Below are 19,578 nucleotides of genomic sequence, written 5' to 3'. Positions count from 1 at the left end.
CCCCTAGAACACAAACTTGGCCTGTCCCTTGTCTTCGACAGGGCGCAGGCGTGAATAGGCTAGGAGTTCGGCGACCGAGCCGCCCTTGTCCCGCCAGTTATAGAATGTTTCTTCGCCGAGAAGCACATAATGCCAGTCGGCATTGCTACGCTGTTCGGGAGCCAGTGCATTGATACGGTCGCACCATGCGACGGCTGCCCGTCGCTTCCGCAGGACGTTGGGACTGGAAAGCTGCCCCTGAGCCTTTGTTTCGACCAAGTAGATGGCTCCGTCAGCCCTAACAAAGAAATCCGGCGAGTAGAACGCCGGAAGACCGTCTTCTTTGATATAGCGGAGGCGCGCGAAGGTATGCTTTTGCTCGTTGATCTTACAAAAGGCGTCAACGCTTGCGTCCCGCTCGCAGGTTTCCATGAAGGCCTGTTCCAGGCCGCCGTTGCGTGATGGATAAGGCAGCCGCTCGTAAATGGCTTTATCGACGGCAAGTGAAGACCCGGCGCGCATGGCGAGCTTGGGAACTTCCGACAGCCGACGATGCGCGACCTCGGCATCAGCGACGATCACGCTTTCCTCGGCTTCAAGGATCGCGCGCGCCCACACCTTGATGATATGTTCCGTCACCGGATCGAGCAGCAGCACGCGCCAATTCTCGTCATGCAGCGGCTCGAAATCCTGCTTGAACAGGTACTGCCTTACGAAGCGGTCGATTCCTTCGGCAAGCTCGGCGCGATTGATCTGGATATAGGGGAACTTGCTGGCGTTGGCGAAGGCCTTGGAGCTGGCCGTAGTATCGGTCAGGGTCACCGCTTCCGTAATGCGGCGCGTGATGCGCGCCAAGTAATCGTTATAGCCCGTTGCGGTCATGACACCGCCATGCACGCGGTAGTCGCCGAACCGGGTTTTTGCCTGCACGTCTTCCGAGTGGAATTTTTCGCCGTGACCGAGCTGGCTTTTAAGCTGATTGAGGTTAAACGCGCCGAAGGGAGCAAGCGCGGACGGCTCAATCTGCGTATCTTCTAGTTCCTCCACCTGCTCGCGCAGGATGAAGGGAATCGCAAAATCATACTCTTCAAACCCAGGTCGCAGGCCGACCGACATAAGGTCGCCGGTGGACGTAGTGTTGGTGTCGTCCTCGTCATCCGCCTCGGCCGCCAGGCCTTCCTGGATCAGTTCCTCGTAGAAACTCTGGAAGGCCGGATGTTCGACAATCGACAGAATGTCGATCATGTTGTTTGGAGTCTTGCCGGTGCGGATAAGCTGCCGGTTTTCCCGTTTGATATCGTCGTATTCGTTGCCGCGCCACATCAGGCGCAGGCCGCGACCGATGGTCTGTTCAAGGAGAATGCCGGCACCTGACGCACGCAAAGGAACGATGACGCAGATATTGTTCACGTCGAAGCCTTCGCGCAGCATCAGGACGCTGACGATCACGCGGGGAGATTGGTGCCGGTCAACGTCGAATAGCCGCTCGCGCAGCACCTTCCATTCGTCGGGTTTCAGCTCGCCCTTTCGGTTGGAATCAACCCGCAGCACCTCGTCATCGGACAAGCCTTCGAGTTGCATGAACTCCGCAACAAGAGGCGTGACCGTGGTGTCTTCGCAGACGACCAGCATTTTCGGGTGCTTTTCAGGCGCGAGAGCCGCGAAATCGGCTTCCAGCTTCCGCAGCTTGGTAAGGCCAGCGCGCAACATGATACGCTGACCTTCCGACAACATCGGGTTGCCGTTCTCGTCGCGGTCGGCTTTGAAATCCAGCTCATCGTTGCTGAGCGCGCCGATTTCAGATCGCTTGTCGAGCACGAGCGATTTGACCAGCCCTGCCCGCATGGCGGTCTTGAGATCGAAATCGACGACGATATGCGGGAAGTAGGATTTGCGGGAGTTTTTGCCCGTGCCCACCTCATTGTAAGGCGTGGCGGAAAAGTCCACTTGGACGAACCGGCTCGCCTTCGGCTCCGCGATCAGGTTAAGGCTTTTCTGCCATTCAACCTCCGTCACCTCGCCTTCCCGCTTGAACTCATGGATATGATGCGCTTCGTCATTGAAGACCATCAGCGCGGGCAAATCCTTGAGGTAGGAAAGGATGCCGCCGCGCTCGAAGCGCCGGTTGAGCACATTGAGGTCGTTGCCCGCGTTTGTCCCAGGTGTCAGCGGTAGAATGCTCTGGACGACTGTTTTCGGGTCGGCTGCCCGCCCCGGCGCGTCGATATCTTCATCTTCGAGCGGTTCGCCCTCTTCCGAGAGAACATGCCAGTTGGAGATCGCAATGATGCCGCCCGCTGTGACCTTCCGGCCAATGTCTTCCTTGGCGCACACGGCGCCTTGCACGAACCGGAACACCTCGTCCCGATGAGCATCGGGGATGAATAGTTCCTGGAAAATGGCCAGGTCAGAGATCGTGAAATCGCGCTTGCCGTCGCGCTCTTTCCCCATGAACGCATCGAGCAGGCGATCATAGACGATCAGGCCGGGAGCCACGACGAGGAAATTCTTGGTGTAGCGGCCGCTGTCCGGCGCGCGGTTGGCATTCAAAATCTGCCAAACCATGAGCGCCTGCAGCACCCATGTTTTGCCGGTTCCCGTCGCCATTTTCAGGCAATATTTCGGATAGGCGTTCTTTGGCGCGCGGATCACTTCGGAATCGCGGGCGCTGGCCAGCATCACGTCCGGCGCGGCGACCTGGTAGAGGTCTTGCAGCGAATTGATGCCCAGCACCTCATGGGCATAGATGACATTCAGCAGGGCTTGGCGTTGTCCAGGATGGAAGTTGAATTGGCGGGCATCCTGAAATTCCGCCTGAAACCACCATTTGAGCAGCTCGGCCGTCATCTCCGACACCTGATCCAAGATCGGCGCGTCGCCATTTTCCAGACCGACACAGGCCTCTTCGACCTTGGCGGTCAGCCCCTTGGCGAGGGTCAGATTGTTGATGCTCGCCATCATGCCACCTCGACCGTTGCTTCGGCTTCAAAGCCGAACACATCGACGACGCGCACGCAGACGCGGCGCTTGCCTTCCTTCTTCGGAAGGCCGGTTAGCCGGGCCTTGGTGATGACCCGATAGGGATCATCGTCATTCTCGGTATTGCCGCGATAATCTTGCCAAACCGAACGGAACACCTCGCCGTCATAGTCGGGATCGACGCTCCAATATTCGATCAATGCCATAGGGTCGGCGTTAATGACCTTCTGCAGCTTATCGCGATTGGAATCGTCCAGGTTGAGGGCTTCCGGCGACAGAAGGACATAGTTGGCAATGTCAACTGACAGGGCCTCGCCCTCCCCTGACTGCTCACGCTTGACTTCGCCCAGCTTGAGATATTGCAGGGACGAAAACCGGACTTCGTCGGCCTTGAGCTTGTGACCCTTCTTCTTGAGCCGGTCGAGCAGATCGGGCGGGATCACCAGCACTTCAAGGCGGTCGCCCTGCCCCAGGGCTTCGATATCGTGACCGATGGTCGGCGAGAAATTCCACCCCAGAATGATGACCTTATCCCAGCCCCCCATGAGGTTGTCACGGATTTCGATCGCGCGACGCAACGTGGCGAGGCCGGTCATCTTGTTAGGGCTATCCGCGAGCACGAGCGTCTTGCTGCCGTGAAGCCGTCCCATGTTCTTGTTAGGGTTCTCTTCCACCGGCAGCGGAAGCGCCCCGAAGAGGCCGAGAACGATTTCAGCGAGATCGCCAATTCGAAACTTCGCGCCCATCGTGGAGCGCATTTGTTCGACCTGATAATCCCCAATGTGCTGATACAAGAACGGCTTGGCTTCTTGGTCGATCAGGCGCTTACGCGCGACCATGCAGGCAGGTTTGCCCAAATCTGTAGCTATCCACTTACGGCCAAGCCGCTCCGCCACGGCCGCCGTTGTACCGGAGCCCACAAAGCAATCTAGCACGAGAGAGCCAGGCTCCGACGACGTAGAAATAATGCGCTCAAGAAGAGCCTCGGGCTTTTGTGTGGGATAGTTCAGCCGCTCTTTCGACGTTGGACTGATGCGGTTCACATCGTCCCACAGCTCAGTGACGGGCGTGCCCTTCGCGTCACGCAAAAACTTCTTACGGCTAAGAGACTTTCCCGTTGACGATAATACTATCTCACCGGCTTCATGAAGCTCTTTCATCTTCGTTTCTGAGTAGCGCCAATATCCCTTTACACCGAGAAACTCGTAAAACGGATTGCCCTTTGCAGCACCGCCTGGGCCATCGACAGGCATCAAACGATATTTCTCGCCAGTTTCCGCATCGACGTACTTATAGTCGCGAGCAAGAATCTCAGGCGTATATGCCGTATATGCCGGATTCCAGATCGGGCTGCCCTTAGAGTATAAGAAAATAGATTCCGTCACGCGCCCGTAGTGTTTCGCACCCTGCCCGGTGTCGCCGTGTGCGTGCGACCGTTTCCATGTGATTTCATTGTGAAAGTTGTCCGCGCCGAACACGGTATCGGCAACGACCTTGACGTAATTTGAGACAGTCTTTCCAAGGTGGATATAAATACTACCTCTAGGGGAAAGGCATTCTTTCAAAATATAAAGAAGCGGAACAAGTGACTCCAGATAAGACTTCGTTCCATCGTGCCATGTATCCGAGTAGGCAAACTGTTCAATCGCAGTGGGCTTTTGATGAAAATCGCCGCCCAAGATATTGATTTTGGTTCGGTAATCCATCTTGCTGTCGAAAGGTGGGTCTATGTATATCAGATCCACCCGTCCCCGAATGGATCGCTGATTGTCAGAGCCGGACAGAAGAGCGGCAACGGCGAGTAGATTGTCGCCATATATCAGGCGGCTAAGCTCGCCCGCATTTTCCGTTGTTACCGGCTTGTCGGCTTCCTTGAGCAAATCGCGCCAGTTGCTGTCTTTCGAGGGTACGACCAGCTCACGAGTATGAAGACCTAGACGATAGTTGCTTTCAGCGCGCTCGATCACCCGCTCGGCTTCACGCTTGCCCTCCGCCACAATAGACGGAAGTTGTTCAAGCAAACTCTTCATTCAATATCCCCCTGCCCGCTTTGGTCGCGCGGTGTTGTCGTAAATCGTGGTTAGGTCAGATCAATGCTGGCTGCGGATCGAGCGGCTTGCCTTTGAAAGGCGCGACCTTGATTTCCCCTTCCCGCTTACGGGCCTGGGCAATGTCGTAGCTGTTCTGCATCCGCATCAGGGTGTCCATCGGAACGCCGAAGGCCTTCTCGATGCGCAGTGCCATTTCCGACGACAGATGCGCGCGCTCATTGAGCAGCGTCGAAAGCGTCGCTCGCGTCACGCCCAGCACCTCGGCCGCGCTCGTGACCGACAGGCCGAGCGGCTCGATGATTTCATGCTTGATGAAGCCGCCGGGATGGGCGGGGTTCTTCATCCGAATGCCAGTGATAGCGTTCATAGCCACCTCCTAATGATAATCTTCATAATCGAGGTCGATGATCTCGATTTCGTCCTGGTCGATCCGAAACGTCATCCGCCAGTTTTTCGTGACGAATAGGCTCCACGTGCCCTTGCGGTCGCCGGTCAGCTGATGCGCCTTCCAGCTCGGCACGGTGCGAAGCTCATCCTCCAGCTCCATATCCTGCAGGAAGGACACCATGCGCTGTATCTTGGGCACGACGGCGGGTTGCAGCCCGCTCCCATCATCTTTCTCGATGAGCCGTCGCAATCCCTTATGGACCACGTTTCTGATCTTCATGATTTAGTTTATCAAAAAAGAGCGTTCGGTGTCAAGTGACGCAATACGGACCATATATGCCATATGATACCCTTTTTGAAGTTGCGCTTGCCTGACCTACGTTTGGCAGTTGTAAACAAATGGAAGGTTTAGTTTACTGACAACCACGGCGGGACAGCGGATCGCATTCCCCTAGTGTTTCAGCGGATTGTGCAGTGCAGCTGTAAACGCTCGCGCTAAGTGGCGGCATTCTGATCGCGCTATTTGTCGGCGAGCGTCGCTACGCGGCTACCGGCTTGGTCTCGGCCGATCGCACATAGGCGTAGAGTTTTGGCTTGGAGATGCCGAGCATCGAGCAAATCTTGGCGATCGGCATCGTGTTCTCGTGGTAGAGCCTGACGGGCAGGTCGCGCTTGTCCTTGCCGAGTGCGGCCGGCCGGCCACCCTTCTTGCCGCGAGCGCGGGCTGCGGTGAGACCGGCCTGGGTCCGCTCGCGGATCAGGTTGCGCTCGAACTCCGCCAATGCCCCGAACAGGTGGAAGGTAAGCTTGCCCGACGTGGTGGTCGTGTCGATCGCCTCGTGCAGGCTCAGCAGCCCGACCTTTTCCTCGTCGAGGTAGGTCATCCATCCGATCAGATCACGGAGCGAGCGGCCGAGCCTGTCGAGGCGCCAGACCACCAGTGTGTCGCCGGCGCGAAGCAGCTCCTTCACCTTTTCCAATCCAGGGCGAGCGGCAGTCGCCCCGGAGGCCTTGTCGGTGATGACCTTCTCGCAGCCGGCAGCCTTCAGCGCATCACGCTGGAGGTCCAGGTTCTGCTCGGCGGTCGATACGCGGGCGTAACCGATTTTCATGCGTAGGGCCGGTGGCGCCCCGATCGGGCGCGGTTTGGGAAGAAAGTCGTCATCGGCAGGTCTATGTTGCCCTAGTTTTCTTTACCGGGTAGATTTACGTCGAACAGGCCGGTTTGGCAACGCGAGCGGACTCGCATGGCGATGGGCAGGCAAATCTCCGTTTTCCTTACCTGCGACACGGACCGTCGGCGGTGACGCATCCGGCGCTTGTCCCGCCGCTGGCGATCGAGCGCTACCGCGTCCTTGAACCGCACCTCGCCGATGGCATCCCGCTCGCGGACCTCGCCCGCACCGGCACGCTGAGCGAGCGGACGTTGCAGCGCTGGCTCGGGCGCTACCGTGCCGAAGGACTTGCCGGTCTCGCGCGTCTGCCGCGCAACGATCGGGGCAGGCTGCACCTGCCGGAACATCTGGTCGAACTGACCCGCACTCTCGCCACCAAGCGCCCGCGACCCCCGGTCGCCGCCATTCACCGAAAGGTGCAGGAACTCGCCATCGCGCATGGACACCGAACCCCCAGCTATGCGGCCGTCGCGCGTGTCGTCAGGGCGATACCGGCAAGCCAGATCGCCGCAGCCTCCGATCCGGCCGTCTACCGCGACCAGCACGAGCTAGTGCATCGGCGCGAAGCCGCGACCTCGAACGAGATGTGGCAGGCCGATCATACCGTTCTCGACATTCTCGTGCTCGATGATGCCGGAACCCCGGTGCGTCCTTGGCTGACCGTCATCGTTGACGATCACAGCCGAGCCATCGCCGGTTACTTCCTCAGCCTCGATGCCCCCAGTGCCCTCAACACGGCGCTCGCCTTGCGGCAGGCGATCTGGCGCAAGCCCAATCCCGAATGGATCGTCAGCGGCATTCCCGAACAGCTTTACGTCGACAACGGCTCGGATTTCATCTCCGAGCATATCGAGCAGGCGTGCATCGCCCTCAAAATCCGCCTCATCCATTCGCTGCCGGGGCGTCCTCGCGGGCGCGGCAAGATCGAGCGGCTGTTCCGCACCATCAACGACATGTTCCTGCCCGACCTGCCCGGCCACCTGATCGCGGGCAAGCCGCTGTCGGCGCCAGTGCTCACGCTCGACGAGCTGCGCGCCCGCTTCGAGGCGTTCGTGTGCGGCGTCTATCATCGTCGCCCGCATGGCAGCACCGGCGAACCGCCGATCACGCGCTGGCAGAAGGGCGGGTTCCTGCCCGCAATGCCCGACAGCCTTGAACAGCTCGACATGCTGCTCGTGCACGTGCCCAAGCCCCGTAAAGTGCTGCGCGACGGCATCCGTCTGATGGGCAGGCGCTATGTCGAACCCACGCTCGCGGCCTTCGTCGGCGAGCAGGTCGAGGCGGTCTATGACCCCCGCGACCTGACCGAGATCCACGTCTACCACCAGGGCCGGTTCGTCTGCCGTGCGCTCAGCTCCGAGCACGCTGGGCACCCGTCGTTGCGCGCGATCCAGCGCGCCCGGCGCGGCGCGAAGGAGCGCGACAAGCAGGTGCCTGCCCCCACGGAGACCTTCGATGGCGACCAAGAGGATACGGCTTCCCGGCCCACCACCTACCGAGGGCTCCGGCTCTACGCCGCTGACGATTGAGTTCCTGGTCGAGCAGCCGTTCCTGGCGACCCGCGAACATGCCCGGTTCGTCGAGTTTGCCGAAGCCTGCGCGCACTACCGCTATATCGGCGTGTGTCATGGCCGGCCGGGCGTCGGAAAGACGCGATCGGCGCGCGAGTTTTCCAGCTTCCCCGACCTGGGGGAATATGCCGCGCTCCGTCCCATTGCCGCGCTCCTTGGCGAAAAGGTCGCTCGCTGCCGCGCCGTCTTCTACACCGTGTCGGTCAGCAACACGCCCAAGACGATCGACGCGGTGTTGGGCCTCAACCTCATTAAGCTGGGCTATGCCCGGCTGACGGTCGCGGGCGGCTCGCAGGACGAAATCACCCATGACGCCGCCCGCATCGCCTGCCCCCTCGTCATCGTCGACGAGGCCGACCGCCTGACCATAAAGTCGCTCGAACATCTCCGCGACATGGCCGATCGCCACGGCTTCGGGCTGATCCTGATGGGTATGCCGGGCTTGGAGAAGCGCCTCGCCCGCTATGCCCAGCTCTACTCGCGGATCGGCTTCGTCCACGAGTTCAAACCGCTTACCGAGACCGAAATGCGGCTGCTGCTCGCGACCCACGCCGGCGATTTCGGGATCAGCTTCGACCCGGCCCAACTCGACGCGATCGAAGCGCAGGCAGCCGTGATCCGCATCACGCGCGGCAACTTCCGGCTCATGGAGCGCCTGTTCGCGCAGATGCGGCGGATCATGACCCTCAACCGCGTCGAGGAGGTCACCGCTGACATCGTTCAGGCCGCGCGCGATTGCCTCGTCATCGGACCCGGCAACTGACAAATAGCGCGATCAGAACGCCGCCATTTAGCGCGAGCGTTTACACAGGATAAGATCCATACCGTTTCCGGAACCACTTTCTTGTTTCCTCTTCGAAATTGGACTGTGCTGATGAGTTTGAGCGATGGTGGCTTCGCTCATACACTACGCGCTACCAGGCCCCTGCCCGTTTCTTAGGCTTAACGTTGTAGCTCAAGACCCCGGGGGCTCAGCCTCCCTTCTCCGGTTCTTGCCGCTGCGCAAATCCCTCGATCTACCTGCCGCCGTCGTGTGGTCGCACGGCATCATCCAAAGACCTATTTAGGCCGTCATGACTAGCCAATCTTCGCCATAAGGCGCCCCGCCGCCCCCTGCTCTGCCGCGAGATTGCGATTATAAGCGAGCGGCATCCGCGGCGACTTCCACCGCAGCGCGTCCATGATGCCGGCCAAATCCTCCCCGCTGGCGAACAGATCCTGATTGAGCCCGATCCGCGTCGAGTGCGCACTGATCCCCTTCAGCAACCGCGCCAGATCGTCCGCCGTCAAATCGGGCAGCGCGCCACGGTCGAACGCGCGGCCGATGATCGACCGAAAGATTGGTCCGATCGAGCCCGGGTGCAGCGCCACGGTGCCGATGTCATATTCGACGCGCGCCTTCACCGCCGGCTTGGACAGCGTCTTGCGCAGATCCCACGTCTCCCGGCCCGAGATGCTGTCGATCGGCCGACCGCGCACGGCTGCCCGCGCCTTGTAGCGCCGCACCTGCACCCGCCGGAACAGCGGCCCTGTCGTGATCCCCGCCGCTTCGGTCCACGCCGCGATCGCCGCGACGGTGCGCGGGCTGAGGTAGGCGGTCGCCCCCTCCCCGTCTTGATCGCCCTTATGACGCAGAATCTGCAGCAGCCGCGCTTCGGGATCGATCGCCTCCTCAATATGCTCAATGGCGACCGCCACCAGTTCGGAGGCGCGCAGCCCGGTGTCATAAGCGGCCGATAGCAGCGCCCGATCACGCAGCCCCGGCAGATCCTCGCCACAACTCTCGAGCAGCGCGCGGATGTTGAGCCCCCGCGCCTTGTCGCGCTCGACGTCGCGCACCGGGCCCTTGAACCGCAGCGGCCGCGCCTGCTTCTGCGCAGCCCCCTTCTCGCGGCGCACCGTCTGGAGCCGCAGCTTCACCAGCGGCGCCGGCGTCGGATCCTTGAGCTCGAGCAGCTGGTGGATCTTGGCGATCGACGCCTTGTAGCGGGATAGCGAGGCCGGCCGGCTCCCCTTCCCGGCCCGCGCGTCGAGATAATCGGCCACGGTCTCGGGCGTGGCCGGCAGCGCGATCCGGTTGTTGCGCCTACACCACGCATCGAACGCCTCGACGTCGGACTTGAGCGCACGGATGCTATGGGGCGATGAAGCGGCCTGATAGGCGGCGATCAGGCCCTCGTTGACGGTGATGCGCTCGCCGGCGCGCATCTGCACGATCGTCCACGCAAGGTCGGCCGGCGCCCTGACGGCCGGCAGGACAGCCTCAGGCGGCGCTACGGGGATTTCTGGCCCTTCCCGGGCGGTTTCGGTGCTCACGACGCGCCTCGCTCCTCAGCCGCGCTTGTAGCCCACCTTATAAAGAACGGTCAAATCTGCTTATGTGATAAGTGCAATTATCGCATATGAACTTTTCGACGATAGCATGAGGCGAAACCAACTGCTGACTTTGGTTTCCTCACGCGCTAAGCGTAAGAGCGATGCAGGAGATCGTCGACCGCCGCGCAAATGACCCAATGTTGCTGCTCGGCCGGCTCGACGGCCGGCTTCATCATAGTACAAGCGCCGACATTTTCCTTGCGCGATCGCGCCTTCACGGCGCCGCGGCGTTAGCAGGTCTCGCCGGCGTGCCGATCGCTGTCGGCGACCTGCAGGATTGGATCGCGGGGCGAAGCGCCCCTCCCCGCGCCTCCGAAGGTCTCAACGATCCGATATCGGTGGCGTCCATTTTCCACCTCGCACTAAGTCGGGACGAGGATGTCAGAGACCCGGTTGGCCGCGCATCCCTCAATGCTCTCCGAACCATCCTCGACGACCGTGCAGAGGCTGAGCGCTATGGTGGAGACGATCTCGCACACTTCGGCCCGCTCTGGCGTCAGGTGAAGTCTGCGGCGGATGCACCCTTCCCCGTCGCCGATCTCCGGTCCATCGCCGAGCGCGTGTTCGCTCTTGCCGAAATGACCGAGCGTCTTCCGGTCGGCGCCTCGGAGGTTGTTGCGATCGACGGACGCTCGTTGGAGCTTCCTCCCCGCTGCCGCGATCGCAACTGGCTCGTCGCGACCGCTCTTCCTCGCATGCTCTACCGCGCTGGCTTCACGAGCCGCATCATCCCCTCACTGGTGCCGCTCCCCAAGTTCATGCCCCCTTCCCCTGCCGCGCTGACCGGGTTCCTCGCTAAGGAGATCGGGCAGATCAGCGCGGCGGGGCTCCGCGAGCTTTCCGCAATTGAGCATGACGTCGCCAAGCTCACCAATTTAGGTGCAACTCAGCGAAGTCGCCTGCCGCTTCTCGGGCGCCTATTGATCGCCTATCCAGGGCTCCAGGCATCCTCCGTTTCGAAGCTGCTGTCTGTGACACCTCAGGGTGCCCGAAAGCTCCTCGCGGCGCTGCCCACCACGCCTGCCGCGCAGCGCCGGCTGCGGGCCGAATAGCGACCGGGACGCCCTCCGTACTGAAACGCCGTCTCGCTTGTTTTGCTCAGCTCGCCGGCAACAGTTCTTCGATCGCTTTCATGAGCTCGGCCTTCGTGGCGCCGGTCCGGGGCACGATCTTGATCGTGATCCCCCCACCTCTGGCACTGGCATAGCGCAGAATCGTCTTTCCGCCTTTGCCCGTGATCTCTCGCTCGCCAGTCTCCTTCTTCTTTGCCTCAACGGTCGCACGAACAAGTCGCTTCGCCACCTCGGGTCCGGTCAGACTGGAACCACCATTCCTACGCTCGGCCTCGATGCGCTCGGCCTCGTCTCGCATTCGCTTCAGAGTTTTCGGTTCGCTGGTCAGCGGTTTGATATCGCGCGCCACTCGAACGGTAATGTCGTGGGTGTCCGAAAATGCCGCCACGATCTCCTCAGGAAGCCTCGCAACATCCAGCAGGCGGCTCAGCCATGACCGCGAGAGGTTGAGATGCTCCGCCATCTGGGACTGGGAGTTCTCGTAAAACTCCGACAGCGCTCGCGCATATTCCTTTGCACGCTCCCAGTCTGAAATGTCCTTTCGCGACCGATTTTCAACGTCCGAAACCCGGAATGCCTCTTCATCCGTGACGGTCTGGATCGTGACGAGATAATCAAATTCTGGATGATGATGTTCGCGGAGCCACTGGACGGTCCACCACCGGCGAACGCCAGCGATGATCTCATAATCGTAGTCAGGATCGTCCTTCAGACGACGCACGATCGCCGGGATGCGCTGCCGCTTCGCCGCGAGAAAGGAGTCGATCAGATCGCGACAGCTCTCTTCGGACAAATGGTCCAGGTCGCGATTGTGCATCCGCCAGGGACGGCAACGAGCCGGGTCCACCCACTCCGTTCGATCGGTAACCGTCTTGCCGCTCGCTATCCGCGCCAGGGTCTGGCTTCGGCTCGCCATGATCCCTTCCGAGGGGCTCGCATTGTCAAGCTCGGCCTCATTATCCAGGCCTTCGGTGAACATCGAGCCGAAGCCCTTATTTCCTTTTGTCATCGGCTCGCTCCTACTCGAATTTCCGGCATCTTGGAGACCCGATTTGTTGGTCTGTTGCCACGTGGCAACAAACCGAAATTCGCCTCGCCTTCGGCTCCCCTTTTCTGAGGGAAAACTGATCCTGGAATTTGGCTCATGATACTGTTTATAAACGCTTTCCTTGCTCGGTTGCCACGTGGCAACAACGCATCATTCTTAGCAGATTTCAGCCCCATAGACGGCGAACAATTGCCCGCAGTTGCCACGTGGCAACTGCTGCTCAAAGCTGCCCCCCTGCCCGGCTCGGCCAGGTCCGCAAAACGTCTTCTTCGATGTCTCGGCAAACCTCATTCAGATGCCTCATGCACCGGTTGTAAACCTCGTGCGAAGTGACGGGCTTTTCCAGTTCAAAGACCGTCTTCATCCGCGAGCTGGCATTGTCGATCTCCGCACTGGTGACCATCACCGAAGAAGACATTGAGCCTCCGAAAACGCTCCGCATCATCGAAAGTATCTCACGATGCATCGACTTGCTGTCGTCGACCCGGCTGCCGACGAGACGGATGAAATTGTAAGCCGGGCGCCCCCTCCCCGCGAGCTGCTCGAGCTGCTTCATCGTGGTCTTCGCCATGTCGATAAACGACACCGTCGATGCGAAGTCGACCAGGCTTGGCGGCACGGGGATCACCATCGCATTGGCTGCTTGAAGGACCGCCATGGAGACCATGCCGAGTGCTGGAGGCGGATCCATGATCACCACATCGTAATCTTCTACCACCGAGTCGATGGCCTCGGCGATCAGGTCGATGATGTTCAGGTTCTGATTGCGCGCGAGGTAGCCGGCGATCTCGTATTCGAGATTGTAGAGCCGCAAATTCGCAGGGATCAGATCGAGCCCATGGAAGTGGGTCTTCCGAATGATCTTTCGCACACCCAGCAATTCCGGGTTATGGAAATGCCCATAGAGCGTGTCGTCCTCCTCCAGATCGACGTCTGGTCGGTAGCCGAACATCATTGTCGATGAAGCTTGGCTGTCGCAGTCGATAAACAGCACACGATAGCCGTTGATCGCGAAGTGCTGAGCCAGGTGCAGCGCGATCGTGGACTTGCCGACACCGCCCTTGAAATTGCAGACCGAGAGAATGGCGGGTGGATCTTCCGGGCTGCGCCACGGACGCGTTCCGAACACCTCACGCATATGATCGAGTTCTTCGAGCGTATATTGGACGCGATGACCGGAAGCCGTCCGCCCACGCTCCGGCAAACGCCCGTCGCGTTCAGCTTCTCGGATCGCCGACGCGGTGCGTCCGACAAGTGATGCAGCCTTGGAGATAGGGAAGGTGGGGGCTCGCTTCTGCCCTGTCTCTGGATCGACCGCGCTGTCGCGGATCCGCTTGAGGATCGTGAGCGCTTTACGGTGAAGCACATCCAGGCCACCTTCCAGAAGGTCATCGGCGGGGACATTTGTGGGATCAGTGGCCATGAGATTCCGCTTTTGTGGGTTTGATGGCCCACAATAGCGACGTTGGCAGTTTCGAGCAACGATTTGGCCATCGAACTTACAACTTTACCGATGATCTCCGAGCCGTTTCGGATTTCAAGGTAATGCCAATGCGCCCTGGTAGAGGCGCACCGATGATCTCCGAGTCGGTGCAAGCTTTCCGAAAACTTGCTGCGTCCGGCTGCACCGAGCGATGCCCTGTGGATGAATACCGATGATCTCAGTACCTTCCGATGATCTCGGTGCGTCCTACCAATGATCTCGGTGCCAACAGACCGATGATCTCGGAGCGCATACCTATTACATGAATCCCTGAATCAATCCGATTCGCGAATCGGCTTCAAAATTTCGATTTTTGAAAGTGGGAAGGGGCGATTCGGCAAAAGCGGCACCGAGATCATCGGTCGAATTGCAACTCTCACCCCTGATTTCCCGCCAAAACTGCCAACAGGGTTGATTTCGAAACCCAAACCTGTTGAGACAGCGCCATCACAGACCCCGGAGATTCGGGGAAGGGCGGAACAATGAACGGAGATCAGCATAGGCCGATTGGGCACCAATATGCACTCGCCATGATCGATGGCGGTGCAGAGAATGTCCGGAAGCTTGCCTCCACTGCCGGAACCCAATTGACGCTCGACGCCTTCCTGCGAGTCCACGACGAAGAGCCTGTCCCGGCATTTCTCCATTCCGCGCTTTGCGCCATGTCGCTCCCGACCAAGCGCCCGAAGGACGACACGCTCCCGATTATCCGGGAAGACGGCAAGTACGCGCTGGCAATCAACCCTCGGCCGGTTCTTCAAAATATCGATGGCAAGTCGGTCATGAGAAGCCTGGGTGTTCCATATGGGGCCTATCCCAGGGTTGCGCTCATCTATCTGCTTTCACAGGCGGTAATGAAGCGTTCGCGCGACGTCTATCTCGGCCGCAACTTCACGGAATGGATGCGGCGGCTTGGCTATCAAACGGTGTCCTATGGCCCCCGTGGCACCGCAAATCTGATGCGCGAACAGGTCGACCGCTTGCTGGCGTGCGAGTGGCAGATTCGCTGGGATGGCACCGAAACGGACGACAACGCCTTTGCGGTCCGCGATGTGAAGATCTCAAATGAATATGCTGGTTCACTCGACAAGAACGGCACCTTCGCGCGGGAAATCCGTATGTCGGAGGTCTTCTACAGTCACCTTATCGAGCACGCTGTCCCATTAAACGAAGTAGCGATCCGGGAGCTTAAAGGGACGCCAACGGCGCTCGATCTCTATACCTATCTTGCCTATCGCCTCCCACGGATCGGCTCCGACAAGGGGCAGATCATTTCTTGGGATCAACTGGCAAAGCACCTCGGCAACGAGGCTGACAGCAAGCGCTTTCGTCAAACGGTGCGGGAGACGATGCAGCTCGTCTCGGCGGTTTATCCCAATGCGAACGTCGATCTCTCCGGCAGGAAGGTGGTCCTTCATCCGTCTCCAGCGCCGATGGAGCGTAAATTGGTCGGACCCCATTTGCGACTTGTTGGGGCGCCAGGCGTCGAAACGGCACCGAGATCATCGGTTCGCACCGTTCCGCAGGCAACGAAACCCGCAGCGAAATCAGACGAACCGCTTCACGCATTCCCGCCGGGAACGCTTTCCTATGGCGACCGCGAACAGGCGTTTCGGAGTGTCGGTCTCACTAAGGGCCATCCTTGGTCAGTCGACGATATGGCCAACGCATTCCGCAAGGGATTCGCCGATATCAAGAGGCCCCGGACCGACACCGAATGGATGCGGCTCTGGGAGGCCTTCGTGATCAAATATGCGGATCGGCGGAAGAACCGGCCTGACGATTGACCGATGATGTCCGAGCCGTTCGTCGCCTGCGAACGAGCCCGAGTCGTGCCCGATGAAGCGATCAACGTGAGCGCGCCGACCCTCATCGTTGATAGGTCCGGGTCACAGCGCCATGCGCTGAAAGAGGGAAGGGGGGATGTGGCTACCGAGCAGGAGGTAGTCCTATGCCACTCACGGCCAAACGACCGACCCAGGAACTTGTTGACCTCGTAGGCGCTCTTGGCGGCACCTGGACCGGCTACAGGGCTATGGCCCGTTGCCCGGCACATGGCGACAACGATCCAAGTCTTTCGATCCGCCAAGGTGACCGCGGCATTCTGGTGACGTGCTTCGCGGGTTGCGCACGCGATGATGTTCTGCGGGAATTGCGTCGGGTTCGAACCGGCCAACATTATGCAATACCGGAACAGGATCGACCGCAAGGCAGCGCCAATGTCTCGCGCATCTGGGAGCAGGCCATTGGCGTCAAAGGGACGCTGGCCGAGCGCTATCTTGAGCGACGCAACTTGTTGCCAGCGCCTGCCGACGTGCGCTTCCATTCGCGCTGCCCATACCTCCCGAAGCCGAAAACCGTTTATCGACCGGCTTTGCTGATTGCTGTTCGCGAGATCCGGCAGCTCGTCGCGATCCAGCGCAACTTTCTCGACCCTGCGACAGCGAAGTGCCTCCGAAAAGTCATGCTCGGCGTGCCTGGGACAGGCGCATGGCGGGGCCGGGCAGGGGGCGAGACGCTGGCGATCGCCGAAGGTTTCGAGACTGCCGGCGCCTACACCCGCATCAAGGACATCCCCTGCTGGGCCTCACTTGGCGCCAGGCGGCTCGATCAACTGGTCATTCCACCCGGCATTACGACCCTGCTGATCGCAGAGGACAATGATCCAGAAGGGCGTCGCGCCGCGGCGTCCGCCGAAGCGAAATATCCCCGTCCCGGGCTCATCATCCGCCGCGACCCGCCGCCGCCGGCTTTCAAGGATTGGGCAAAGTTCCTCGACGCGCACTGCCGGACCTGATCCCGGGGCGGAGAGAGGGGAGGGGGATCGAGGGTGTGTCGCTGCGACAGATGCAGCCGCGCAGGAGATTCCCAAATGACCGACCTTTTTCAGACCGCCGAGCGCGGCGACCGTGCCGCTGCGCACATCCTTCTATCCCAACTGGCGTCAGGCGAGCCGGTCACCCGTCAACATCTCAATCGGGCGATGGTGCAGGCGTTCGGCGGAACCGATGCCGAAGGACGCTGGACGCAGCGCTCAAGCTTCGAGGTGCTAGAGCACGCACTCGCCCTTCATCTCCGTGGATCATTGGCGCCTCTGGCCAGCCTCGCCGATGTCGCCGCGCGGATTGACCTCGCGCAGCGCCTCCCCACTCAGACCGTGCGGAGCGAAGACCAGATCGAATGGCAGCAATTCTCGACTCCTGTCGACATTGCGGCCGTCGCGATTCTGCTCGCAGATGTCCGGCAGGATGACGTCATTCTCGAGCCCAGCGCCGGCAACGGTTTGCTCGTTGCACAGCTTGGGGCTCATCGATCGCTGCATCTCAACGAGCTCGATCCGATCCGCCGCGATCGCCTGCACGGCGTTTTCCCCGGCGCAACGATCACCGGCCATGATGGGGCGATTCTTGATGCTGCTCTTGGCGACGCACCGCGTCCTTCCCTGATCCTCATGAATCCGCCGTTTTCGCGGTCGCTCGGCCGCGGCGTCGATGATCTTGCGGCCGTTCGGCATCTTCAGGCTGCACTTCGCCGATTGCAGACTGGGGGCCGCCTCGTTGCCATCATGCCCGACTGGTTCGGACCGACCACCCGAATGCGCGACCACTACGAGACCGTCCTTCGCGGATCGACAGTGCAAGCCTCTGTTCGACTTGAAGGCTGCTATCTCAAACACGGCACGTCTATCGACGTGCGAATCTTCGTCATCGACAAGGTCGCCGGCAGGCTCGCACCAGAAGTCATCCAGGGTGGATCAATCGCGGAACTGCTCGACGTTCTCACCGTGACACCTCGCCTGTCCCTTGTCGCAGATCAGCCGGCACCCGCGCCGAAGCGGGGCGGAGGCATCTCGCTCTTCAGAGCGGTCAAAAGCGCCAAGCCCATGCCCCGGGCCTTTCACGCTGCCGTGCGCAACCATGTCTTGCCGGTTGCTTACACCAGGCTCGAAACCCCGGCGCCGCTGCTCGAACAGACCGGCGTCTATCTGCCCTATCGGCCAAGCCGCCTGGTTTTCGACAAAGCCGGCGAACACCCGACTGCGCTCGTCGAATCCGTTGCCATGGGATCAATCCCAGCGCCGATCCCCGATTACGTCCCTTCGCTGCCGGAGCGGACTGTCACAGAGCGTTTGCTCTCGGCCTCCCAGCTCGAAACCGTCGTTTACGCCGGCCATGCCTGGGCTCAGACGATCCCTGGGCGCTTCGCACCGGACAAGGATGGTGTCGGCCTCGTTATCTCGGAGGAGGGCCGCGGCTACCGAAAGGGTTTCTTCCTCGGGGACGGAACCGGGGCAGGCAAGGGTCGCCAAATCGCGGCCGCCATTCTTGACAACTGGCTTCAGGGGCGGCGTCGCAATATCTGGGTCACCAAGAACGCGCCCCTCCTCGAAGATGCTCGCCGTGATTGGACGGCCCTCGGCGGGCTCGCCGGTGACATTCAGCCCATATCGAACTGGAAGATCGACGAACCCATCAGGCTTGACCAGGGCGTCCTTCTGGTCACCTATCCGACCCTTCGATCGATGCGCGGGGAACATAGCCGGCTGAAGCAGATCATCGACTGGGCCGGCGCCGATTTCGACGGCGTCATCGCCTTCGACGAAGCGCACGAGATGGGCGGTGTCGCAGGAGGCGAGGGCGCACTCGGAGCCAAGGAGGGATCGCAACAGGGCATCAGCGGCGTTCGGCTCCAGAACCATCTGCCCGCCGCGCGGATCCTCTACGCCTCTGCGACGGGGGCGTCCGAGGTCAACAACCTTGCCTATGCCGTGCGGCTCGGGCTCTGGGGACCGGAGACGGCGTTCGCCAATCGCGAGCAATTCATCTCCAGCATTCGCCAGGGCGGGATCGCCGCCATGGAATTGGTCGCACGCGATCTCAAGGCGACTGGGCTCTACATGGCGCGAGCGCTGAGCTTCGCCGGTGTCGAATATGAGATCCTGCGGCACGAACTGACGCCCGCGCAGATCGAGATCTACGACACTTACGCCAATGCCTGGTCCATCATCCACCGGAACATGGAAAAAGCCCTGGAACTCACCGGCGTCGTCGATGGTCTCGAGAACACCACTTTGAATAGCGGGGCGAAGGCATCGGCCCGCTCGCGCTTCGAGTCCACCAAGCAGCGTTTCTTCGGCCAGGTGCTGCTTTCGATGAAGCTGCCAACGGTCATCGCCGCGGTCGGCGAGCATCTTATGGCGGGCCAGTCGGTGGTGCTTCAACTGGTGACGACGGCCGAGTCCATCCTCGACCGGCGATTGGGCATGCTCAGCCCGGATGAGCGCGTCGACCTCGAAATCGACCTCAGCCCTCGTGAAGCCGTGTAATGTTGAGCTCAACATTAGACATATTCTTTGCAGTCGCAGTTTATGTCGAGCGTGGCGGCGGTAGGCGCAGGTTTCCTTCGGTTTTCCATGATTTCACTCCAGATAACTACGGTTCCGTCGACCTCAGCAA

Annotated in this window: 14 protein-coding genes; 6 read left to right on the top strand and 8 right to left on the bottom strand. The window is 60.5% G+C overall.

Going from position 1 to position 19,578, the window contains the following annotated elements; all coding sequences use genetic code 11:
* Positions 1-3 precede the first annotated feature (3 nt).
* The 5 genes from FFS08_RS22500 to FFS08_RS22480 form a co-directional block, all read right to left on the bottom strand.
* The gene (locus tag FFS08_RS22500) at positions 4-2,940 is read right to left on the bottom strand and encodes a DEAD/DEAH box helicase family protein (protein WP_249341275.1); all 2,937 of its coding nucleotides are present in this window, start codon (positions 2,938-2,940) and stop codon (positions 4-6) included.
* On the bottom strand, positions 2,937-4,988 hold the full coding sequence (locus FFS08_RS24270) for a site-specific DNA-methyltransferase (protein ID WP_137864894.1): 2,052 nt from the start codon (positions 4,986-4,988) through the stop codon (positions 2,937-2,939). The genes FFS08_RS22500 and FFS08_RS24270 overlap by 4 nt, the downstream gene beginning before the upstream one ends.
* A 55-nt stretch (positions 4,989-5,043) precedes the next feature.
* Entirely contained in the window at positions 5,044-5,352 is a 309-nt protein-coding gene (locus FFS08_RS22490) for a HigA family addiction module antitoxin (protein WP_502702069.1), read from the bottom strand.
* Positions 5,353-5,385: 33 nt separating this feature from the next.
* A complete protein-coding gene (locus FFS08_RS22485) occupies positions 5,386-5,676 on the bottom strand; it encodes a type II toxin-antitoxin system RelE/ParE family toxin (RefSeq protein ID WP_137864896.1) in 291 nt (96 codons plus the stop codon).
* A gap of 259 nt (positions 5,677-5,935) precedes the next feature.
* Positions 5,936-6,508 carry a recombinase family protein gene (locus FFS08_RS22480; protein ID WP_009824027.1) on the bottom strand — a complete coding sequence of 191 codons (573 nt, stop codon included), beginning with the start codon at positions 6,506-6,508 and terminating at the stop codon, positions 5,936-5,938.
* Positions 6,509-6,699: 191 nt separating this feature from the next.
* Between FFS08_RS22480 and FFS08_RS22475 the strand changes: the two genes are divergently transcribed.
* Both FFS08_RS22475 and FFS08_RS22470 read left to right on the top strand, forming a co-directional pair.
* Positions 6,700-8,100 carry a TnsB C-terminal domain-containing protein gene (locus FFS08_RS22475; RefSeq protein WP_004212864.1) on the top strand — a complete coding sequence of 467 codons (1,401 nt, stop codon included), beginning with the start codon at positions 6,700-6,702 and terminating at the stop codon, positions 8,098-8,100.
* A complete protein-coding gene (locus tag FFS08_RS22470; protein WP_009824028.1) occupies positions 8,027-8,905 on the top strand; it encodes an AAA family ATPase in 879 nt (292 codons plus the stop codon). Before FFS08_RS22475 ends, FFS08_RS22470 begins: the two co-directional genes overlap by 74 nt.
* A gap of 314 nt (positions 8,906-9,219) precedes the next feature.
* On the opposite strand, the gene FFS08_RS22465 is transcribed toward FFS08_RS22470, so the two are convergent.
* The gene (locus tag FFS08_RS22465) at positions 9,220-10,458 is read right to left on the bottom strand and encodes a site-specific integrase (protein ID WP_013039113.1); all 1,239 of its coding nucleotides are present in this window, start codon (positions 10,456-10,458) and stop codon (positions 9,220-9,222) included.
* A 161-nt stretch (positions 10,459-10,619) separates the two neighbouring features.
* On the opposite strand from FFS08_RS22465, the gene FFS08_RS22460 reads away from it, so the two are divergent.
* Positions 10,620-11,570: a hypothetical protein gene (locus FFS08_RS22460; protein ID WP_051743944.1), complete on the top strand. Its 951-nt coding sequence runs from the start codon at positions 10,620-10,622 to the stop codon at positions 11,568-11,570.
* Positions 11,571-11,616: 46 nt separating this feature from the next.
* On the opposite strand, the gene FFS08_RS22455 is transcribed toward FFS08_RS22460, so the two are convergent.
* Positions 11,617-12,600 (bottom strand): ParB/RepB/Spo0J family partition protein, encoded by a 984-nt coding sequence (locus FFS08_RS22455; RefSeq protein WP_030092784.1) that lies wholly within the window; start codon positions 12,598-12,600, stop codon positions 11,617-11,619.
* Between the two features lie 259 nt (positions 12,601-12,859).
* Positions 12,860-14,062 (bottom strand): AAA family ATPase, encoded by a 1,203-nt coding sequence (locus tag FFS08_RS22450; RefSeq protein WP_062787893.1) that lies wholly within the window; start codon positions 14,060-14,062, stop codon positions 12,860-12,862.
* Positions 14,063-14,604: 542 nt separating this feature from the next.
* On the opposite strand from FFS08_RS22450, the gene FFS08_RS22445 reads away from it, so the two are divergent.
* The 3 genes from FFS08_RS22445 (at position 14,605) to FFS08_RS22435 (ending at position 19,448) form a co-directional block, all read left to right on the top strand.
* Positions 14,605-15,909 carry a replication protein RepA gene (locus FFS08_RS22445; protein ID WP_062787891.1) on the top strand — a complete coding sequence of 435 codons (1,305 nt, stop codon included), beginning with the start codon at positions 14,605-14,607 and terminating at the stop codon, positions 15,907-15,909.
* 164 nt (positions 15,910-16,073) lie between these two features.
* A complete protein-coding gene (locus FFS08_RS22440; RefSeq protein ID WP_070936344.1) occupies positions 16,074-16,919 on the top strand; it encodes a DUF7146 domain-containing protein in 846 nt (281 codons plus the stop codon).
* Between the two features lie 75 nt (positions 16,920-16,994).
* Positions 16,995-19,448: a strawberry notch-like NTP hydrolase domain-containing protein gene (locus tag FFS08_RS22435; RefSeq protein ID WP_137864897.1), complete on the top strand. Its 2,454-nt coding sequence runs from the start codon at positions 16,995-16,997 to the stop codon at positions 19,446-19,448.
* Positions 19,449-19,578: the final 130 nt, after the last annotated feature.

This window comes from Sphingomonas sp. 1F27F7B, from assembly GCF_005503355.1.
Classification (GTDB): Bacteria; Pseudomonadota; Alphaproteobacteria; order Sphingomonadales; family Sphingomonadaceae; genus Sphingomonas.
The sequence above is the reverse complement of the archived record's forward strand: the minus strand, read 5'-3'. Positions and strand labels throughout refer to the sequence as shown.

What these genes read in the sequence shown, in the direction of transcription:
- FFS08_RS22490 (WP_502702069.1), bottom strand. Translation starts at nt 5,352, where the DNA reads ATGAAGAACCCCGCCCATCCCGGCGGCTTCATCAAGCATGAAATCATC.
- FFS08_RS22455 (WP_030092784.1), bottom strand. Translation starts at nt 12,600, where the DNA reads ATGACAAAAGGAAATAAGGGCTTCGGCTCGATGTTCACCGAAGGCCTG.
- FFS08_RS22500 (WP_249341275.1), bottom strand. Translation starts at nt 2,940, where the DNA reads ATGATGGCGAGCATCAACAATCTGACCCTCGCCAAGGGGCTGACCGCC.
- FFS08_RS22435 (WP_137864897.1), top strand. Translation starts at nt 16,995, where the DNA reads ATGACCGACCTTTTTCAGACCGCCGAGCGCGGCGACCGTGCCGCTGCG.
- FFS08_RS22485 (WP_137864896.1), bottom strand. Translation starts at nt 5,676, where the DNA reads ATGAAGATCAGAAACGTGGTCCATAAGGGATTGCGACGGCTCATCGAG.
- FFS08_RS22470 (WP_009824028.1), top strand. Translation starts at nt 8,027, where the DNA reads ATGGCGACCAAGAGGATACGGCTTCCCGGCCCACCACCTACCGAGGGC.
- FFS08_RS22450 (WP_062787893.1), bottom strand. Translation starts at nt 14,062, where the DNA reads ATGGCCACTGATCCCACAAATGTCCCCGCCGATGACCTTCTGGAAGGT.
- FFS08_RS22445 (WP_062787891.1), top strand. Translation starts at nt 14,605, where the DNA reads ATGAACGGAGATCAGCATAGGCCGATTGGGCACCAATATGCACTCGCC.
- FFS08_RS22460 (WP_051743944.1), top strand. Translation starts at nt 10,620, where the DNA reads ATGCAGGAGATCGTCGACCGCCGCGCAAATGACCCAATGTTGCTGCTC.
- FFS08_RS22440 (WP_070936344.1), top strand. Translation starts at nt 16,074, where the DNA reads ATGCCACTCACGGCCAAACGACCGACCCAGGAACTTGTTGACCTCGTA.
- FFS08_RS22480 (WP_009824027.1), bottom strand. Translation starts at nt 6,508, where the DNA reads ATGAAAATCGGTTACGCCCGCGTATCGACCGCCGAGCAGAACCTGGAC.
- FFS08_RS24270 (WP_137864894.1), bottom strand. Translation starts at nt 4,988, where the DNA reads ATGAAGAGTTTGCTTGAACAACTTCCGTCTATTGTGGCGGAGGGCAAG.